17 protein-coding genes are annotated in these 18,997 nt (G+C 45.0%); 8 read left to right on the top strand and 9 right to left on the bottom strand.

The genetic code is table 11. The annotated features are described in order from the left end of the window. Nucleotides 1-28 precede the first annotated feature (28 nt). Both AB4307_RS01215 and AB4307_RS01220 read right to left on the bottom strand, forming a co-directional pair. A complete protein-coding gene (locus AB4307_RS01215; protein ID WP_263130830.1) occupies nucleotides 29-1,081 on the bottom strand; it encodes a sensor histidine kinase in 1,053 nt (350 codons plus the stop codon). 2 nt (nucleotides 1,082-1,083) lie between these two features. Further along, a complete protein-coding gene (locus AB4307_RS01220) occupies nucleotides 1,084-1,743 on the bottom strand; it encodes a DNA-binding transcriptional response regulator (protein WP_263130829.1) in 660 nt (219 codons plus the stop codon). A 402-nt stretch (nucleotides 1,744-2,145) separates the two neighbouring features. Here AB4307_RS01220 and AB4307_RS01225 point away from each other — a divergent pair, with 402 nt between their 5' ends. The 4 genes from AB4307_RS01225 to AB4307_RS01240 all read left to right on the top strand — a co-directional run bounded on the left by AB4307_RS01225 (nucleotide 2,146) and on the right by AB4307_RS01240 (nucleotide 6,766). Further along, nucleotides 2,146-3,102 carry an integron integrase gene (locus AB4307_RS01225; protein WP_372130837.1) on the top strand — a complete coding sequence of 319 codons (957 nt, stop codon included), beginning with the start codon at nucleotides 2,146-2,148 and terminating at the stop codon, nucleotides 3,100-3,102. A gap of 109 nt (nucleotides 3,103-3,211) precedes the next feature. Further along, nucleotides 3,212-4,111: a homocysteine S-methyltransferase family protein gene (locus tag AB4307_RS01230; protein ID WP_372130839.1), complete on the top strand. Its 900-nt coding sequence runs from the start codon at nucleotides 3,212-3,214 to the stop codon at nucleotides 4,109-4,111. A gap of 113 nt (nucleotides 4,112-4,224) precedes the next feature. Next, nucleotides 4,225-5,235, top strand: coding sequence for a Gfo/Idh/MocA family protein (locus AB4307_RS01235; protein WP_372130841.1), 1,011 nt, complete (start codon nucleotides 4,225-4,227; stop codon nucleotides 5,233-5,235). Nucleotides 5,236-5,245: 10 nt separating this feature from the next. Beyond that, nucleotides 5,246-6,766 carry an SgrR family transcriptional regulator gene (locus AB4307_RS01240; RefSeq protein WP_372130843.1) on the top strand — a complete coding sequence of 507 codons (1,521 nt, stop codon included), beginning with the start codon at nucleotides 5,246-5,248 and terminating at the stop codon, nucleotides 6,764-6,766. A 96-nt stretch (nucleotides 6,767-6,862) separates the two neighbouring features. Here AB4307_RS01240 and AB4307_RS01245 read toward each other — a convergent pair whose 3' ends face one another. The 4 genes from AB4307_RS01245 to AB4307_RS01260 form a co-directional block, all read right to left on the bottom strand. Continuing rightward, on the bottom strand, nucleotides 6,863-7,957 hold the full coding sequence (locus AB4307_RS01245) for an HDOD domain-containing protein (RefSeq protein WP_372130844.1): 1,095 nt from the start codon (nucleotides 7,955-7,957) through the stop codon (nucleotides 6,863-6,865). A 236-nt stretch (nucleotides 7,958-8,193) separates the two neighbouring features. Then, nucleotides 8,194-9,249 carry an alcohol dehydrogenase family protein gene (locus AB4307_RS01250; protein ID WP_372130846.1) on the bottom strand — a complete coding sequence of 352 codons (1,056 nt, stop codon included), beginning with the start codon at nucleotides 9,247-9,249 and terminating at the stop codon, nucleotides 8,194-8,196. Then, entirely contained in the window at nucleotides 9,246-9,764 is a 519-nt protein-coding gene (locus tag AB4307_RS01255) for a TetR/AcrR family transcriptional regulator (protein WP_372130848.1), read from the bottom strand. The genes AB4307_RS01250 and AB4307_RS01255 overlap by 4 nt, the downstream gene beginning before the upstream one ends. A 155-nt stretch (nucleotides 9,765-9,919) precedes the next feature. Beyond that, complete coding sequence (locus AB4307_RS01260) at nucleotides 9,920-11,053, bottom strand: multidrug effflux MFS transporter (RefSeq protein WP_372130850.1); 1,134 nt, start codon at nucleotides 11,051-11,053, stop codon at nucleotides 9,920-9,922. Between the two features lie 97 nt (nucleotides 11,054-11,150). On the opposite strand from AB4307_RS01260, the gene AB4307_RS01265 reads away from it, so the two are divergent. Next, the gene (locus tag AB4307_RS01265; RefSeq protein WP_372111209.1) at nucleotides 11,151-11,924 is read left to right on the top strand and encodes an AraC family transcriptional regulator; all 774 of its coding nucleotides are present in this window, start codon (nucleotides 11,151-11,153) and stop codon (nucleotides 11,922-11,924) included. Nucleotides 11,925-12,023: 99 nt separating this feature from the next. Here the strand turns inward: AB4307_RS01265 and uxuA are convergent, their stop codons facing one another. From uxuA to AB4307_RS01280, 3 genes are all read right to left on the bottom strand, one after another. Continuing rightward, on the bottom strand, nucleotides 12,024-13,211 hold the full coding sequence (uxuA, locus tag AB4307_RS01270) for a mannonate dehydratase (RefSeq protein ID WP_017068145.1): 1,188 nt from the start codon (nucleotides 13,209-13,211) through the stop codon (nucleotides 12,024-12,026). Between the two features lie 217 nt (nucleotides 13,212-13,428). Next, nucleotides 13,429-14,211: an FCD domain-containing protein gene (locus AB4307_RS01275; RefSeq protein ID WP_017068144.1), complete on the bottom strand. Its 783-nt coding sequence runs from the start codon at nucleotides 14,209-14,211 to the stop codon at nucleotides 13,429-13,431. A gap of 107 nt (nucleotides 14,212-14,318) precedes the next feature. Then, nucleotides 14,319-15,302, bottom strand: coding sequence for a TRAP transporter substrate-binding protein (locus AB4307_RS01280; protein WP_029235323.1), 984 nt, complete (start codon nucleotides 15,300-15,302; stop codon nucleotides 14,319-14,321). Between the two features lie 299 nt (nucleotides 15,303-15,601). On the opposite strand from AB4307_RS01280, the gene AB4307_RS01285 reads away from it, so the two are divergent. The 3 genes from AB4307_RS01285 (at nucleotide 15,602) to AB4307_RS01295 (ending at nucleotide 18,997) form a co-directional block, all read left to right on the top strand. Next, nucleotides 15,602-16,114 carry a TRAP transporter small permease gene (locus tag AB4307_RS01285; RefSeq protein ID WP_017068142.1) on the top strand — a complete coding sequence of 171 codons (513 nt, stop codon included), beginning with the start codon at nucleotides 15,602-15,604 and terminating at the stop codon, nucleotides 16,112-16,114. A 15-nt stretch (nucleotides 16,115-16,129) separates the two neighbouring features. After that, nucleotides 16,130-17,437, top strand: coding sequence for a TRAP transporter large permease (locus tag AB4307_RS01290; RefSeq protein WP_017068141.1), 1,308 nt, complete (start codon nucleotides 16,130-16,132; stop codon nucleotides 17,435-17,437). A 96-nt stretch (nucleotides 17,438-17,533) separates the two neighbouring features. Further along, a complete protein-coding gene (locus AB4307_RS01295; RefSeq protein ID WP_372130852.1) occupies nucleotides 17,534-18,997 on the top strand; it encodes a fructuronate reductase in 1,464 nt (487 codons plus the stop codon).

Genomic DNA, 18,997 nt, shown 5'->3' on the forward strand with positions numbered 1-18,997 from the left:
GACGCCATAGTCGTTTGTTATGTTCAGGCTAACGCTCTACTTCCAGAGTGAGTATAAAGTCACCAAATTGAATTCCATTTAACTCAAACTTCGCAGTGCCCGACTTTGCTGAAACGTTAATATTGTGCATATCACATATCATTTTAGCGAAGTACAATCCGTACCCCCCACCAGTACCATCAAATAACTCTGCTTGGCTACCTCTAGACTTTTTACTAAAGATTTTTTCTATCTCAGCTTCAGTGTTACAAGGACCAATAGATGATACTGTTACAGTTAGAGAACGTTGATTAATTTCTTCAAACTGCACTGTTACACTTTGGTTTTCTGGAGAATACTTGATTGCATTCTCAAGGATAACAAATGGTATAAGATCGAAAATCTGATACATATCGATCGTCATATGTGAAGTACCACGAAATGGCATAATTCTTACGCCTCGATCTCTAGCATAAGTATCTAAGCAGTGGCTAGCCTTTTGAAACTTCTTAAAAATACCTGTATTAAACTTTGATTGAGAAGTTATTACGTCCGGGTTTTCCTCTAAATCAAATGCATTCAATCTGACTGATATCAACGAGCTTGATGCAAAAATACTCTTTACCTTTTTTTGCACATGACTGAAATCACTTTCTTTAGTTAATAGCAATTCTTCACTTATTCTTTTGATTTCACCATTAAATCGACGTACTTCATGTATAGAAAAGTCAACCATATCAGAGTCAATTTCGCTTTCTCGACTAGGGGTTTGCAATAGTGATCGCGACTTATTGATACTTGCTAGAAAAACTTGAGGAGGAATTGTAGGTAGGTAATCGGGTAGCCTTTTAGTCTTCGTAACATCATAATAACCTTGAACTTTAACAGACGAGTACAAGCTAGGCTCAGTATCACCTGTACTATAGGTTGTTAACCCTGCTGGACAAGTATGAAACCCTTTTATCCCTTTAATTTTTTCATAGTGTTTTGCACAAACTCTAGTTTTTGACTTGAGACATTGTGTTGACGCATTCAAAAATGTTCCATCAACAACTTTATTATTATTTATATCCCAAACAGGAAACGCACTGCTATTTTTCATGATTAACCAATCACCAATTTAAAAACCAAACTAGCAACAAAACCTTGGACTACTCCTCTCACATCTTGAGAAAGTAAATTTAAAGTTTTTGGTTTACCAAACTTGGATGCGTCTTTTTCCAAAACCGCAGATATGTATTCTTGCTCTAGTTGAAATATAACTTTAGTTGATACATTGTTGTCAACCAAATATTGTCTAATTCTCTTCCATTGCTCTGTTGGCGAAGTGATTTTCCTTACAGTTTCATCGAGGATATCAACCCATTGATCTGAATCTATATCTTTGGATAAAACATAGTCAGACATTTTAAAGTATTTATTGTACTTCGCGTCAAATTGATGACCAGAGAAGGCAATGACCACCTTTGATGGGTAGTGCTTCTTTATCTCTTGGATAATATGCCCGCCCTCAAAAGGAGAGTTGAACGCCTTACCAATACCTTTGATATCGCAAATAACAACAGGGTAGTCAGCTACCGATCTAATATCTTCGATATCTTTTAATACTCGAATATTAAAACCATGGTGACGAATTATTTCTTCATATTGAAGACCTTGATCATCAATGCATAGTATATCAACAGCATTTCTTTTAAATTCAGCATCTCTATTAAGATTATCCAACTCACTCAGTTCATGAGTCTTACCAAAAAACCAAACCATCAGCTATCTCCGAAACTAATTGGGATGCCATTCTACTACATCTGATAAGCAACAGCTAGCTTATGAATTACAAACTGAACATAAGATTTTAATATTGTGCAAGCACGAATCCATCCGCTTAACATATCAAAAAGGTCACTCATAACCAACTGAATGCTATGCATTTAATATAAAAGTGGGTCTAAACAATAAGTGTGAAAACGTGCAAGCACATATTGCCGACTATGTAACGCTCGGCCTCATTCTTAACCCCTCCATAAATCTGAAGTATAATCAATAATTTAAAATAAGCCTCTCGTTAAATTCGTGCTCAATCAGAGTTAAAAACCACTCTTTTTTAAGTCATTAATTATTCAACAAGCAATAAACTGTCTGTATGTACAGATTTTGTGAGGGGAATATATGGCGAGTCAATTCATGCAGGCAATTTGCGAACATATGACGATGCGAGGCTATAGTCGCAAGACAATCAAAGCCTACTGTTACTGGATAAAATACTTCATTCATTTTCATAAGCTTAAACACCCTGAACAGATGCATGCCGCTGAAGTTGTCTCCTTTCTTTCTCATTTAGCTAATCAACAAAAAGTAGCCATCAATACTCAAAAGGTAGCTCTCAATGCTCTAGCCTATTTATACAATCAATTTATTAAGCAACCTCTAGGAGACTTAGGGTTTAGCTATGCGACTCGGTCTCGAAAAATTCCTAGCGTACTCAATCATGCGGAAGCTATCTCGGTGATCAATGAAATAGATCCTAAATATCAACTGTTTTTTCGCTTGTTGTATGGTTCAGGTTTGAGAGTATCGGAATGCCTGAGGCTTCGAGTACAAGATATAGATCTAAGACAAGGGTCTCTCACTGTTCACAATGGGAAAGGAAATAAAGACCGAGTGACAATTTTAAGTTTTTCACTCACTGAAGCTATACAAGACAAAATTTCACAAGTTGCAGTTCTGCTCGCTAAAGATAACTTGAATGGGTTTGGGCCATCTTTGCCTCACCGATTAGGTAAAAAATACCCTAGTGCCTATCGACAACTTGCTTGGATGTACCTATTCCCATCAAAATCCGTCACTCAACACTCTGAGTCGGGGATCGTATGCCGACACCACCTACATGATTCGGTACTCCGAAAAACGCTGAAGAAGGCGACTAACTCTAATAAATTGCGCCACAAGCGAATTAGTTGTCATACTTTCAGGCACAGTTTTGCTACGCAACTTCTAAAGTCAGGCTCCGATATCAGAACGGTTCAAGAGCTACTGGGGCACAGTGATGTTAAGACAACTCAGATTTACACTCACGTTATTGGGCAACACTTTAGTGGCACGACTAGCCCGCTAGACGGCTTATAACGAAACTCCCTCATCGATAGTTGAACCTTGGCTTGATGGCTTCTGTCTGACAAGGTTGTCTGATATGGTGACGGCAGAACTTCAGCAACTGTTTTAGATAGTATTAAATATGAAAACACTAACCATACTTGATGGCGGCATGGGCCGAGAACTCAAAGAAATTGGCGCGCCATTTTCTCAACCGCTTTGGAGTGCTCAAGCGCTGATTGAAGCACCCGAATTTGTCAGCCAAGCACATCAAAACTTTGTCGATGCAGGTGCTGAAATCCTAATCACCAATAGCTACGCGTGTGTGCCTTTTCACTTGGGTGCAGAGCTGTTCGAACAACGAGGTTTTGAACTAGCCGCACTGTCTGGTGAGCTGGCTAAAGCAGTTGCTAACAATGCTTCTCACACCGTAAAAGTCGCGGGCGCGATTCCACCGCCATTTGGCAGCTACCGACCAGACTTGTTTAAGGTAGAAGAGGCAGCGCCAATCATTCAAACGCTTTACGATGCCCAGGATCCAAACATCGATCTTTGGATAGCGGAAACCATCTGCAGCCTGCAAGAGTTCGAATCCATTCATGCGGTTCTTAAGCAGTCAGATAAGCCGTGTTACTACGCATTCAGTTTGGAAGATACCAAGGGCGATTCTGCCAATATTCGTTCTGGCGAGAGCGTAACAGACGCCATCAAACTTGCCTGCCAATCAAACGCGACAGGCATTATGTTTAACTGTTCAGTGCCTGAAGTGATGGATCAAGCCATTATCGATGCCAAGAAAGTGATCGATGAGATAGGCAGTGATTTAGACATTGGTGTCTACGCCAACAACTTTGCGCCTATCAGCAGCGAACATAAAGCTAATGACATGTTTCAAGAAATGCGTGAACTGGATGGCCAAGGTTACTTAGCTTACGCAAAACGCTGGCATGCACTGGGCGCGAATATTATCGGTGGCTGTTGTGGCATCGGGCCAAAACACATTAAAGCCCTAGCCGATTGGAAACACTCAATACAGAGCTAATCCTGAGCTTCAACTAGAATAAAATAAATAGAGAACAGGTTGAGAAATCTGTTCTCTATTTGTATGTGACGTCTCTGAGTACACTGATACAAAACAACGATTTGGAGTAACTGATGAGCGACACGCAACGAAAAATCAAATGGGGTATCGCAGGGCTAGGCAATATCGCCAATCGATTCGCTACCGCAGTCACAGAGCATTGTCTGCATGGTGAATTGTATGCCGTTGCCGCAAGAGATCACTCACGCGCAGCCACGTTCGCCAACAAGTTTGCTTGCGACAAGGCTTATGGTTCTTACGAAGAGATGGCGAATGACCCAAGTGTCGAAGCGGTTTACATCGCTACGGTTCACCCATACCACCAGCCACTTGCTGAACTGTTTCTGAAGAATAACAAGCACGTATTGGTCGAGAAGCCGGCTTTTACCAACCTTGGTGACTGGCTGGAGATGAAAGCTCTCGCAAATCAAAATGGTGTGATGTTGCTAGAAGCGATGAAAACAGTGGTGTTTCCCGCGTATCGTGAGCTTCAATCATTTTTGGTCGACAACAACATTCAGATAGACTCAATCGAAGCCAGCTTTGGCAACCATCATGACTATGAGCCCGACTTGTTTATCTTCAATCCGGATTTGTCAGGCGGAGCAACGCTCGATGTTGGGGTCTATGGGCTTTGGTTCTTTTACGATCTGTGCCGAACGCTGGGTGTAAACCCTTCAAAACCTCAGGTAGAGATGTCGTGTCTTTATGAGGGAGCGAATGTTGATACCAATGCATGCTTTACATTCTCTGGTGATATAAGCGGTAAGATATCGGCATCAACAGTGCAAAACCTTCCCCGATCAGCACACTTGAGTGGACCTGAAACCAAAATCACCATTCACGAAAAATGGTGGAATCCGGCCTTTATTGAGATTGAACATCAAGGGCAGAAGTCGACCATCAACAAACAAGTGACGGGCAATGGGTTCGAATTTGAAATCGACCATTTTTCAGATTTGGTGCTTCAAGGCAAAACTGAATCGAATATCCTAAGCTCAGAGATAACCTCTCGAGTTCTCGACACGATGGAAAAAGCACTGATTGACTCTGGCTATCCACATTTAACTCAACCTCGTCGTTAGGAAAAGCAAATTGGGCAACCTTAAGCGCAAGCTTGAATTGTATGAAAAGATATTTCAGGCTTTTGGGCCTGGAGTATCACATTGTCAGGTCAACCAACTGGCCACCCTGCTGCACGTAAGTGAACGTCATGTTCAGACCTTACTCAAAGCGATGACAGCACAAGGCTGGATTGAGTGGCAAGCTAGCTCAGGCCGCAGCAAGAAGGCACAACTCACGTGTCTGGTTGAACCCATTGAGGCGTGTTACCAATACGCACAAACCCAAGCTGACGCAGGCAACATAGAACAGGTGTTTAGCACCTTGAGCTTCAACGGCCGCAATGCTGGCACTGAGTTGCAAGCCTTTCTAAGCAATACCAATCCGTCGACGCAGAATATCGCGTACATCCCGTTTCACCGAGAACTCGAAGCGCTTCACCCTCAACGCGTGCTTAGACGCACCGAACGTTTCTTAGTTATGCAAGTTTGCCAACGCCTAACCTCCGTTAAGCACAGCAAACTCAGCGGCGATCTGGCTTATCATTGGCAGCCTAATCAAGATGCGACACAGTGGCACTTTCAGATTCGCAATGGTGTTCACTTTCATAACGGAAGAACACTCGAACCTCAAGACATAGCACGCAACCTTAACTCTCTCTGCCAAAGCAAAATATGGCGTCGCTGTTATCAGCATATTGATGAGGTCTCTGTCTCGGCAGGCAATGTGGTTGTCGTAAAGTTGAATCAACCTGATTGGCATTTACCGCGCCTACTTGCTAGGGCTGAAGCCTCCGTATTCGATCACTCATCACCGACTGATAGGCTGATTGGATCTGGCGCGTTCTCATTAGACATTTTCTCAAGCAAGATGTTGAGATTAAGCCGTAATAGTGCGTATTCACACAGCACTCCAATTCTCAATCGAGTCGAGTTGTGGGTCTATCCGGAATGGGCACAGAGCAAAGCTTGCGCTCAAAATCAGGTGTGCGTGAAACTGCCCGAGAAAACGACCACTGTGCGTTGCGATGGCCATGCTTCCCAACCGGAATTCGGCTCAACCTTCTTCAAAATTCAAAACCCAACGTTGTCGAAAACAGAGCGGGAGTTCACCGTTGAAGACACCTCTGAATGCCAAACCCTTTTCGAGCAATTATCAGTATCCGGCGACCACAAAACCAGCGTGGAATATGGGCACTACCTAACTCACTACCTAACTACCAAAGACGTCGCGCTGTGCAGTATTATTGATGAGAACGACACCTTCACTTCGTGGTTAAGCTTTTTCACTCGCTTCCCGTTTGAGGAATTAACTTTACCTTCTGAGATGCTAGAGACAATCGAACAAGGCTTAGCTTCAATAACAAACCAACCAGACTTTGAGTTAGCGATGAATGCACTGTTGTCGCTCCGGCATTGGTTGCATGAATCTGGGGTTGTGACTGAGCTCAAGCAAGAGGCGTTCAACTTAGAGGTTTCTGAAAAGATACACGGCGCACAAGTAAATGGTTTCGGTTGGTGCGAACTCGACAAGCTGTGGATTAGCCATTTGTAAGCGTATTTCGTAGCTGAATGTATTTCACAACCTAGCCCAACCAAGCTGCAACCAATCATTATGTTCAGTCACAGCGTAGGTCGAATAGGCTAAGGGTTAGCTCACTAGCGATAATTCAGACTCTTTATAGATACGGTTAGCCACTTTGTATGCAGCCGGAGACATCAGTGTCTCTTTGCATCTGCGCTTAAATTGCTCGACTTCAATCGTTTGTTCTTCCAGTAAATAGCACAGCTCACTCAAGTAGTTAGCTTCAAACACAGCTTGACCAAGTGGCGTGCATTCGTATCGGCTCGACTCTTGGTAGCCAATCGCGGTCAACACTGATTCTGGCAGTTCCCAGAACTTAGCAATGGTGTAAGTCAGGCGAATGGAGTAGCTGTTCATCAGGCGCTTCAATGCTAACGAGTTAGGTGGAACAGAAGGATCAACATGCTTGAAGGCTTCTACCATCATCTGGAAAATGATCATCTTGCCTAAGTTGCGAATTAACCCAACAAAATACGCCGCTGCTTGCTCTTCTTGAGATGAAGAGTCTTTCATCAACTCCTTAGAAAACGACGCGGTTTGAACACTGTGATTCCAAATTTTCTCACCGAAGTGACGCCAGTAAATATTGTTCCCCGGCGTGAAGTTCTTCATGTAAGAATTAACCACGCCTTCAATTAGCCCTTGTGAACCCATATTGAGGAAAGCAGTTTTTAAGTCAGTAACTTGTTTTTCACTGCGTTTGTAGAAGGCGCTGTTAGCCAGTTTAATCACATCGGCAGCCATACTCGGCTCGCGCTCAATCACTCTTAACAATGCATCGACATCAAACTCGTCGCTCTGTAATTCTGCCATTAACGTGGTTACAGAGGCTGGCATCACTGGCAGTTCATTAAGCAGGGCTTTTGGAGAGCGAATCAAACGTTCGATCTGACAAGCGACAAAATCACTAAATGGGTCTGACTCCGTTCGAAGACGAGACTCTCCAAACAAATAATCAAGGAACTCACCATCGTGAAGGCTAAGCGTATTATCGACGATTAATGATGATGGCTGAGTGGACGACGGCGGAACAAAGATTGAAGACTGAACAGAATCAGTAGCAACGGTTTGCTGCTGCTCTTGTTGGGCAGGCTCTGCAGAGGGTTTGTTTTTTGAATCAACAAAAGGTGAGAATAATGCCTGCAATACCCTTTTAAACATCAATACGGCTCCTAGATGAATACAACATAGATAGGGATATATAACGGCGGTGATTATCGCACAGTTAATTAATAAACCACACAATGATAAATGAATCATTAACCTTTCAGCTGTATAGGATCTGTTACTCAACGGGTTGCAAGACTGAGCCCGCCAGTATTCGCCAGAAACAAGAAGAGCGAGCACATAACGCTTGCTCGCTCTTCCATAAATCTAAACCGTGAAGCTGACTAAAACTAGCGTTCTGCCACTTCCAACACGATCTTACCAACATGCTTTTTCTTTAAGAACTCATCTTGCGCTTTATGGATATCGGCTAGCGGATAAGAATCTGCAACGATGGCGCCAATCTGCTGTTTCTCAATACGGTTGACTAGGTTCTGGAATACTTGTGGTTCTAAAACTGTGCAACCAAAAAAGCTGAGATCTTTAAGATATAAAGTGCGAACATCAAGCTCAACCATAGCGCCACCAATTGCGCCAGATACGGCATAGCGACCATGTGGTTTCAGCACTTCAAGGAATTCCGGCCATTTGTCACCGGCGACTAAGTCGATAACCACATTCACACTGCTTTCGCCTAGCGCTTTAACCAAATCTGCATCACGGGCAATCACTTCATCAGCGCCAAGTTCAAGTAACTGTTGGTTCTTGCTTGGGCTAGTGATGGCAATAACATACGCGCCGCGAGCTTTTGCTAGCTGAATAGCCGCAGAGCCCACACCGCCCGATGCACCTGAGATAAGCACGCGATCACCTTCAGCCACATTGGCACGAGTTAGCATGTTCTCTGCTGTTGAGTAAGAACATGGGAAAGACGCTAGCTCAACATCCGACATAGAACTGTTCACCGCGTAAGCATGCTTAGCTGCTACTTTGGTGTATTCAGCGAAACCACCATCGCATTCAGATCCGAAATACCATGGCTGTGGTAGATCTTGTCCATAAACCTCGGTCAAACAAGGCTCAATCAGAACACGCTCGCCAATACGTTCAGCCGAAACTTCGTTACCAACGGCTACGATGAAACCGCACACATCGGCACCTTGGATGCGAGGGAATTTCAACGCTTCGCCAGACCAACTGGCATCGTCTGAATCATCACTTTTTGCATACCAACCGATTCGCGTGTTGATGTCGGTATTATTAACGCCTGCTGCCATGACTTTGATCAGCACTTCATTAGGCTCAATTTGTGGAACAGCAATGTCTTCACGGTACCCAAGCATTTCTGCCCCGCCGTGTCCTAGCATCTCTGCGCCTTTCATTGTTTTTGGTATCTCGAAATTCATACTGTTTCCTTGAGTAATTTTGTCACCATCTTCTGTGCCGATGCCACTGCTTCTTCGCCTAAGACTGGCCACGCGCTTGATACTCCTTCATGAAGTAAAAACAGCGGTGTCGCGAGCTCCTCTCGCAGGCTCTGCTTGCCTATTAGCAAACGAACTTGTTCTTTATGCTGTGTAACCGCTTGGCTGATAAGCTCATTATCGGGAAACGCGGCCATCGCATTCATCGACATACACCCGTGCGGCGCATATTCTTCTAACCATTGTTGAAGCTTGTTGAAGATATGAGTAACCGATGCGAGCCCCTTTTCAGGCGACGTTTCCAACAAGAAATCTAGGTAACGTTGGTGTCGATACTCCAAGGCACCAACGATCATCGCTTCTTTTGAAGGGAAGTGTTTATACAAGGTTCTTAGGCTTACATCGCACGCCGTTTTCAGCTGTGCAACACTCGGCTCAGCAAAACCTTGCTGGCTAAACGCCACTTCAAGGCTTGCTGCAATCTGTTCTCTCAACATAGTGCTCTCTCAATACCCGACAAAGGGTAGAATGATTGTTCTACTTACAGGGTAGAACGATCACTCTACCTCTGTCAATATCCAAATTTACACACCAAGAAATGATAAATTCCGCGCCAAACAGGACACGGAATTTATCAATACAGATGAGAGACTTAGCGTTTGAGCTGGAGTCGGTTGCGTATCGTCACCAACACAGACAAAGCGCCGCAAAGTACCAACACCACCCCTAAATCTTGAATCATTCCCGCTAAAGCGAGCCCTGAGCCGATCAAGGTGTAATACATCAAACCAAACAGTGCGCCTGCACTTCCTGCTTGAGATTGGTAGCTGACTAATGTGCGACTCAACACATTGGGGATCGCAATACCAAACGCCATAACCACCAACATCATTGGAAGCAAGAACCAGATCGTGTGTTGTGAAAAATACACACCCACCGCACCTAATGTTTGAAGCCCTGCTGCGATACCAATCAGAGACATTGAAGACACTTGTCTCTTCAACAATGTCTTGTTCACCAAGCTTCCCAACAGAGTCCCGAACCCAAGCACAATGCCGCTGTAGCCAAACTGCTCAACGCTAAATCCAAGTTGAATGAAGGCAAATGAACCCAATTGATAATAGGAAAATAGCGCAATATTGAACGACGCAACCAGCAACGCAGACATCCATATATCGCTATCTTTGATCATGTGAATACTGAGTGACTTTAACTGCAATGGCTGCTTAGATTGTTGCGTTTCAGGCAATGACCATAGGCTATGTGCCAACAACGCTAACACCATAATAAACAAGGCAATAAACACATATTGATGCCCGCCCGCTTGGCTTAGTTGACCGCCAAGAAGCAGCCCGATGATTGGGCTAATCGACAGCCCCATCCCCATGTAACCAAACACCTTGGCCAGTTCCGCGCCGCTAAAGGCATCGCGCAACATGGTTTGTGTCACCACCGAGCCCACCGCAAGCCCGAAAGCACCCATGGCTCTGGCTATCATCAACCACGTAAAGCTGTCGGTTTGCATAGCAATAAGTGCTGAACAGGCGAATAACCCCATGCCCAGTAACATGGTTGGTCGGCGCCCCCATTTGTCTGCCAATATGCCCCATACCACAACACCGAGCGCAAACGCTGAGAAGTAGATCGAGAGGGTTTGCGCCGCTTGTGCGTAACTCACATCAAAGGATTTCGATATTGAATCCAGAGTCGGGCTATAGATGGTTTCTGCGATTTGAGGGAACATCAGCAATAGCACCATTTGCCATAAAGAAGGTTTTGTTTTCATCATTTTTCCAAGACCAGTGAACTTGACGAGGAGTCTAGGGGAAACTAACCTTGGCTCGTTAACAACATTAAAACCAAAAACAACAAGATTAGGACAAATGGCATTAATCAGCGAAACGATTGAGTTTGATGCAGACAGCTTACCTGCGCCCGTAATAGGGATTGCGGCAGAGCTAGGTCAGCATGATTCAGGAATACATCACCACGTAAAAGGACAGCTGTTGTATGCTCCACAGGGTTGCATCACCTTGACCTTAAAAAACGCCATTTGCATTTTGCCGCCGACTAAAGCCGTGTGGATCCCGCCTTATACCAAACATCGCGCGCAGATGACCAATGTGGTTGCTTATCGGTCGCTCTATTTTGATAGCAGTATTTACACCTGCCCAGAAGCGATTGAAATTGTGGAAGTGAATGAGCTTTTAAAAGCCCTGATCAATAAGATGGCTTTCTGGGATTGGGACGTTGCCCGCGAGCAAACCACCAATACCGCCAACCTATTCTGGGAAGAGTTTTACAGTGCTAACCAACACTCGTTTATCTTGCCACTACCGACAGATCGCCGCTTTAAAAGCTTTTGCAAACAAGTCCGAACCGATTCCTTTCTTGCCCCAGCCCTCTCGACATTAGCGAACTCGGTTGGCGCAAGCACCAAAACGATTACTCGATTATTCAAAGCCGAAACAGGCATGACTTACCAAGAGTGGCGACAGCAATGGCGCTTGTTTAAAGCGATTGAACTGCTCTCAGAAAACCGACAAGTCGGTGATGTGGCACATTTGCTAGAGTTCTCATCTAACAGTGCGTTTATCGCTTTTTTCAAACAGCAAACTGGACAAACCCCGTTGGCCTTTACCAAGTTAGGGGCGTGATTGTTGTTATCCAAACTCTGAAGTTTTACTGAGCTCAGATACAAAAAACCAGAACATGAGTTCTGGTTTTTAAAAGTATTTTAAAGCTAGATGCCGTCGTTACTTGGTATAGAAAGCGCGTTTCAATGCCATCTCTAAACCACGAACTTCAGCTAAGCCTTTCAATCGACCAATCGCCGAATAACCTGGGTTAGTGGTTTTCTTAAGGTCATCCAGCATTTGATGACCGTGATCCGGACGCATTGGAATTAAGCGGTGATCGCCCACTTCTGCACGACGATTTTCTTCATCCAAAATAGCCATCACAACGTTGTACATGTCCACATCACCATCGAGGTGCGCTGCTTCGTGGAATGTCATTGGGTTGCTCTCTTCACGCTTAGTTGAACGCAGGTGCGTAAAGTAAATTCGGTCACCGTGCTTTTTGATCATATTAACCAGATCATTGTCGCCACGAACACCGTATGAACCCGTACACATCGTCAAGCCATTCATTTTGCTCGGTACATGCTCGGTCAACCAATCAATGTCTTCGATCGTTGAAACGATGCGAGGCAAGCCTAGAATCGGACGCGGTGGATCGTCTGGGTGAACCGCCATCTTCAAGCCATTCGCATCACAGATAGGCATCAGCTCAGCGAGGAAGTAAGACATGTGCTCACGTAGCTTGTCTTTGTCGATTCCCGCATAGCGATCTAGCTGTGCTTGAAACGCTTCTAGTGTGTAACCTTCTTCAGCGCCTGGCAGGCCAGCGATGATGTTATTAGTCAGTTGCTGAATTTGCTCTGGCGTCATGTTGTTGAAGTAATCCAACGCTTGAGCTTGCTCTGATTCTGAATAGTCCGATTCTGCACCTGGACGTTTCAAGATATGCAGCTCAAATGCCGCAAACGCGATTTGGTCAAAACGCAGTGCGCGCGAGCCATCAGGCATTTCAAATTCTAAATCGGTACGCGTCCAGTCCAACACTGGCATGAAATTATAACAAACCGTATCGATGCCACACTCAGCAAGGTTAGACAGAGTTTGCTTATAGTTATCAATCCACTGCTGGTAGTTGCCAGTTTGAGTTTTGATCTCTTCGTGCACAGGCACGCTTTCTACAACCGACCACGTTAAACCTTTCTCTTCGATAATGGCTTTACGCTTGAGGATTTCTTCTTTTGTCCAAACTTCACCATTTGGAATATGATGCAGTGCATTCACAATACCAGTTGCGCCCGCTTGACGAATATCGTCTAGCGAGACTTGATCATTAGGGCCGTACCAACGCCACGTTTGTTCCATGAGACTTACCTTTCTTTAAGACGCACTTAGCCGGCTCGAATTAATCAAGCTAAATGCAATAACGACTTCTTAATGGCAGCAATGACAATTACTGCCCGAGATAGCACCGGTCTACGCCGGTCTACGCCGGTCTAAAGACGATTACCTATCTACAACCTATTGAATGAATCAGCTTTCAAGAGGAGCCTTGTCGCTGAATTCAACATTAGCTTCAGAACTAGCTTTCTGAGCTAAGCAGCACCACTGGGTTGGAGCTAAATAAGTAACCATCAAAGTTTGGGTCATCAATGTCTGACAGCGCTAACAAACGCTGTTTAACATTCTCAAGGTGTTGCCACATTGCGTTCTTAGCAGCGACAGGGTCTTTGCGCTGTAAGGCGGCGAGGATACGAGCGTGATCATCTAACCATTCTTCACGGTAATCTTGACCACTGATGTGAGAGTGGAGTTTATTCCACATTGGACTCTTTTCGCGTCGATCCCAGGATTGTTTCAACATATCTACCAGCACAGAGTTTTGAGTTGCCTCTGCAATACACATGTGAAATCTTTCATCTCCGCTGCAATCGGTAGTGCCGCTTGCAAGCTCTTCGCGCTCGAGTTCGAGTGCAGAGCGCATCTTAATGATGTCGCCCGGAGTGACCTGAGTTGCCGCAAACTCCGCGATATTACTTTCCAGTAATTGGCGGGCCTGCAGCATCTCGAATGGACCAGCGTCATCGCTGACCACATTCTCGCGAGAATGAGTAGGAATGTTCAGGACATAAACACCTGACCCTTTTTTTACCTCAACTAAGTTTTCAAGCTCTAGCATGATGATCGCTTCACGCACTACAGTGCGGCTTACATCTAGACGATCAGCAATATCGCGTTCTGGAGGTAACCTATCTCCGACCTTATACAGGCCTTCAATCAGTTCTTTTCTTAGTACTAACCCTATCTCCTGATAAGGTCTTTTCGGCTCGAAAGGCATCATGATGATATTGTCACTTCTTTCCATTGTATTTCTCTCGCCATCATAATGACCAAATATAATTGGTCAACCTCTATATCTTAAAATGCAGTAACACCTTGTTTTTGTATTACTCTTTTTTCTATATTTGCTCGTTATTCAACAGCCTGAATACGGTCAATCAATGCGCTCAATTCTGGGTCCGCTTTATCTAGCGCGTCGTACATAGGTTGAACCGCTAGTGCGAACGCAGCCTTGTCTGGTTCCACAAAAGTAACGCCCATTTTCTCGGCTTTAGCACGCTCTTTTGCTTCCGATTCAGCCCACAATTTTTTCATCAATTCAGATGAATCACTTGCCGCCTTCATTAGCGCATCTTGTTGTTCTGCAGTCAGTTTATCGTATGCTTTGGTTGAGATAACCAACACATCCGGAACCATCGTGTGCTCATCTAAGCTGAAGTATTTAGACACTTCACTGTGACGGCTCAAGCTGAAAGAAGGAATGTTATTTTCAGCCGCATCTACGACACCTTGCTGCAGTGCTGTGTACAACTCACCGTAAGCTAGTGGCGTTGGGTTACCGCCTAACGCTTTCACCATCGCAATTGCTGATGGGCTTGGTTGAACACGAACTTTCAAACCTTTCAGATCTTCTGGTGTGTTAATTGGCTTATTGGTATAGAAGCTACGCGCACCAGCGTCGTAGTAAGTCACACCAATAAAGCCGCTATCACGAGAAGAGTTAAGAATGTCACGGCCTACTTCACCATCAGTCACACTGTAGTAGTGCGCTTGATCGCGGAATAAGTAAGGCATGTTGAATGATGAATAAGCAGGAGAAAAAGCTTCTAGCTCAGCAGCATTACTTTTCACCATATCTAAAGCGCCGTTCTGCATCAGCTCCATAGATTCACGCTGTGTACCCAATTGAGCATCAGGGTAAATACGAATACGCACCTCACCATCAGTCAATTCACGTACTTCTTTCGCCATAAACGTCATCGCTTCATGTACTGCATGGTCACGAGGGTGGTTATGGCTCAGTTTCAATGTTGTCGCTGCATAAGCAGAAGCTGTTGCTCCAAAAGTCAAAGCAGCACCGACAACCGCACTAATCAAAGTTTTACGCGTCATCATCATTCTTATTCTCCGTGGATTGGTTATCCAAAATGTAGGGTGTTTTTTGTTATGGGCTCATATTGGGGCTCAAAAAAGGAACCGTCAAAGCTGAAATTAAAATTGATTGACCAAAGTCACAATAAAAACCCATAAATTGGTCAACCAAAATCATTTGTGAAGTTGCTCACGCCAACCAAAAAATGAATAGCTTATGATTCAGCCAGATTTTTGAACATCCCATCCCTACATAGAAACAATTTCTTACATTGGTAAACCAATTGTTATGAGATACGCAATTTTGTTGAAAGGAAATAAACATGAATAAATTGGTCAGTTACATAAATAGAGGGTTGGCCGCCTTTACAGTGTCTCTATCGTCTTTCTTGGTGCTATGCGTGATATGGCAGGTTCTATCCCGCTATGTTATTGGCAAACCAAGTACTGTTACCGACGAGCTCGCTCGTTACCTCTTTATGTGGGTAGCCCTGATTGGTGCTGCTTACACAACAGGTCTGAAACGCCACCTTGCCATCGACCTACTTACGATGAAGCTGACTGGCAAACGTAAATTAATCAACGAAATCATTATCCAAATAGCCATCGCTTCTTTCTCTTATATCGTTCTGGTACACGGTGGCAGCCAACTTGCAGCTAAAACACTTGCGATGGGACAACTGACTCCCGCTCTAGGTTTAGAAATGGGCTACATCTACTTCTGCTTACCGGTTAGTGGCGCTTTGATGATTTTTTACTCAGTCGTATTTACCTACGAACGCGTTAAACAATTAATGTCAGGTGACGATTTGATCACCGACTCACAACTTGATTGATAGAAGGATTTCACAATGGAATGGCAAGTAATACTGACATTATTCGGTAGTTTCGCTGTACTGCTTACAATCGGTGTACCGGTCTCTTTTGCGATTGGTTTATCGTCACTAGCAACCATCTTAATGAGCTTACCGCTTGAGCCTGCAATTGCTGTAGTTGCTCAACGTATGGCGGCAGGCCTTGATAACTTTGCACTATTAGCAATTCCGTTCTTCATTTTGGCGGGCAACATCATGAACCAAGGCGGCATCGCGCTGCGTTTGATCAACTTCGCGAAAGTGTTGGGTGGTCGTCTACCAGGTTCACTCGCCCACGTAAACGTGATGGCAAACATGATGTTTGGGTCTATCTCAGGCTCAGCGGTTGCATCGGCTGCTGCAGTTGGTGGCACTATGTCTCCTCTGCAAAAGAAAGATGGATATGACGAAAACTACTCGGCTGCGGTAAATATTACGTCATGTCCTGCGGGCTTGCTTATCCCACCCAGCAACACGCTGATCGTGTTCTCATTAGTTTCTGGTGGTACCTCTATTGCAGCATTGTTCTTAGCAGGCTACATCCCAGGCCTATTGATGGGCCTGAGCATCATGATGGTGGCAGGTATTATCGCGAAACGTCGTGGCTACCCAGTCGCAGCTCGTCCTTCCACATCAATGGTATGGAATACCTTCCTAAAAGCAGCACCTTCTTTAGCACTGATCGGCATCATCATGGGCGGCATCATTGGCGGTATCTTTACTGCGACTGAGGCTTCCGCAATTGCTGTGGTATACACGTTTGTTTTAGCTGTGCTTGTCTACCGCGAAGTGAAATGGGGTGATATTCCAAAGATCATCCTTGAGTCTGCAGTAACAACATCTATCGTTCTATTACTGGTTGGCGCATCAATGGGCATGTCTTGGGCAATGGCGAACGCCGATGTACCTTACATGATTGCCGATGCTCTACTCGCGGTTTCTGAAGACCCACTAATGATCCTACTGATTATCAACGTGATTCTGTTAATTGTTGGCATCTTTATGGATATGACCCCTGCGGTTCTTATCTTCACACCAATCTTCTTACCAATCGCGCTAGACCTAGGCATCGACCCTGTGCACTTCGGCATCATGATGACCTTCAACCTTGCTATCGGTATCTGTACACCGCCAGTAGGTAGTGCTCTGTTCATCGGTTGTTCGGTTGCCAACATTGCCATCGACAAAGTCATCAAGCCTTTATTGCCATTCTATGCTGCACTGATTGCAGCCCTAATGGCCGTTACTTTTATCCCTGAGCTGAGCTTGTTCCTACCTGAATTGGTACTGGGCTACGGTTCGTAATTTGGTCACAGATAGATTCTAAGACTGCTAAACACTCAAACGCTTTATCAAATAATAAAATCCCGCTGGTTCGCTGGCGGGAAAAGGAACTGAATAATGAAGACTGTTGCTAACTCTACGCTGCCAAACACTGTACTACGACCTGACTACGACCGTTCAGCACTCCAAAGCCGTATCGTGCACCTAGGCTTCGGTGCATTTCACCGAGCGCATCAAGCGTTGTTCACCAATGAAATGCTCAGCAAGACCAGCACTGATTGGGGTATTTGCGAAATTAACCTATTCGGAGGCGAAGACTTAATTGAATCACTTCGCACGCAAGATCACCTTTACACGGTTGCTGAAAAAGGCGCTGAATCCACAGACGTTAAAGTGATCGGCTCAGTGGCCGAATCTCTTCACCCAAGCCTAGACGGCATTGAAACCGTATTAGAAAAAATGGCCGAACCTCAAGTGGCTATCGTTTCTATGACCATCACAGAGAAAGGCTACTGCGCAGACCCAGCGACAGGAAAACTCGACAAAAATAACCCATTAGTCATCGCTGACCTAGCTAACCCAAGCGAACCTAAATCAGCATTAGGTTACATTGTGCAAGCGCTCAAAATTCGACGTGAACGTGGCTTAACACCATTCACGGTCATGTCTTGCGATAACGTGCAAGAGAACGGTCATGTAGCAAAAGCAGCGATCATTGAGTTTGCTCAACTGCTTGACCCAGAATTACGTGATTGGATTGAAACCAATGTCACCTTCCCATGCACCATGGTTGACCGTATCGTACCCGCAGCAACAGAAGAAACACTGACAGAAATTGCAGAACTGCTTGGTTGTGAAGACCCATGTGGCATCGCCTGTGAACCCTTCCGCCAATGGGTGATTGAAGATAACTTTGTGGCAGGTCGTCCAGATTGGAATGTCGCTGGCGCAGAGTTCGTAGAAGATGTGGTGCCTTACGAAGAGATGAAACTGCGTATGCTCAATGGCAGTCACTCTTTCCTTGCTTACCTTGGATACCTTGGTGGCTACGACCATATTTCCGACACTATGACGGATGCTGGCTACCGAAAAGCCGCTTTTGACATGATGATGAAATCACAGGCACCTTCGTTAACGATGCCTGAAGGGACTGATTTAGAAGGTTACGCAACCTTGCTGATCAACCGCTTCACTAACCCAAGCTTGAAGCACAAGACGTGGCAGATTGCGATGGATGGCAGCCAGAAGATCCCTCAACGTATGGGTGGCAGCTTACGATTCCATTTAGATCAAGGCTCAGATTTCTCGTGGCTTGCAACCGCCATCGCTGGCTGGATGCGCTATGTATCTGGCGTTGATGAGCAAGGCAATGAGATTGATGTCCGCGATCCAATGGCAGACACACTTCGCCAGATCTGCGACCAGCATGGACTCAATGTTTCTGTGGTTCCAGCATTACTTGCGGTTGAAGCGATTTTCCCTGCCGAGCTAGGCCAAGGCCCGCAGGTCATTGATGCGGTAAGTTCAGCGTACCAATCATTAATTGAACACGGTGCCGTTGCGACCGTGGCTGCGTTATAA

Source organism: Vibrio sp. 10N.261.52.C2, assembly GCF_041471425.1.
GTDB lineage: Bacteria > Pseudomonadota > Gammaproteobacteria > Enterobacterales > Vibrionaceae > Vibrio > Vibrio crassostreae_C.

Coding starts and splice junctions, on each gene's coding strand:
- uxuA (WP_017068145.1), bottom strand. CDS start 13,211: ATGGAACAAACGTGGCGTTGGTACGGCCCTAATGATCAAGTCTCGCTA.
- AB4307_RS01255 (WP_372130848.1), bottom strand. CDS start 9,764: ATGTTGAGAGAACAGATTGCAGCAAGCCTTGAAGTGGCGTTTAGCCAG.
- AB4307_RS01220 (WP_263130829.1), bottom strand. CDS start 1,743: ATGGTTTGGTTTTTTGGTAAGACTCATGAACTGAGTGAGTTGGATAAT.
- AB4307_RS01215 (WP_263130830.1), bottom strand. CDS start 1,081: ATGAAAAATAGCAGTGCGTTTCCTGTTTGGGATATAAATAATAATAAA.
- AB4307_RS01280 (WP_029235323.1), bottom strand. CDS start 15,302: ATGATGACGCGTAAAACTTTGATTAGTGCGGTTGTCGGTGCTGCTTTG.
- AB4307_RS01275 (WP_017068144.1), bottom strand. CDS start 14,211: ATGGAAAGAAGTGACAATATCATCATGATGCCTTTCGAGCCGAAAAGA.
- AB4307_RS01250 (WP_372130846.1), bottom strand. CDS start 9,249: ATGAATTTCGAGATACCAAAAACAATGAAAGGCGCAGAGATGCTAGGA.
- AB4307_RS01225 (WP_372130837.1), top strand. CDS start 2,146: ATGGCGAGTCAATTCATGCAGGCAATTTGCGAACATATGACGATGCGA.
- AB4307_RS01260 (WP_372130850.1), bottom strand. CDS start 11,053: ATGAAAACAAAACCTTCTTTATGGCAAATGGTGCTATTGCTGATGTTC.
- AB4307_RS01285 (WP_017068142.1), top strand. CDS start 15,602: ATGAATAAATTGGTCAGTTACATAAATAGAGGGTTGGCCGCCTTTACA.
- AB4307_RS01290 (WP_017068141.1), top strand. CDS start 16,130: ATGGAATGGCAAGTAATACTGACATTATTCGGTAGTTTCGCTGTACTG.
- AB4307_RS01230 (WP_372130839.1), top strand. CDS start 3,212: ATGAAAACACTAACCATACTTGATGGCGGCATGGGCCGAGAACTCAAA.
- AB4307_RS01295 (WP_372130852.1), top strand. CDS start 17,534: ATGAAGACTGTTGCTAACTCTACGCTGCCAAACACTGTACTACGACCT.
- AB4307_RS01265 (WP_372111209.1), top strand. CDS start 11,151: ATGGCATTAATCAGCGAAACGATTGAGTTTGATGCAGACAGCTTACCT.
- AB4307_RS01245 (WP_372130844.1), bottom strand. CDS start 7,957: ATGTTTAAAAGGGTATTGCAGGCATTATTCTCACCTTTTGTTGATTCA.
- AB4307_RS01235 (WP_372130841.1), top strand. CDS start 4,225: ATGAGCGACACGCAACGAAAAATCAAATGGGGTATCGCAGGGCTAGGC.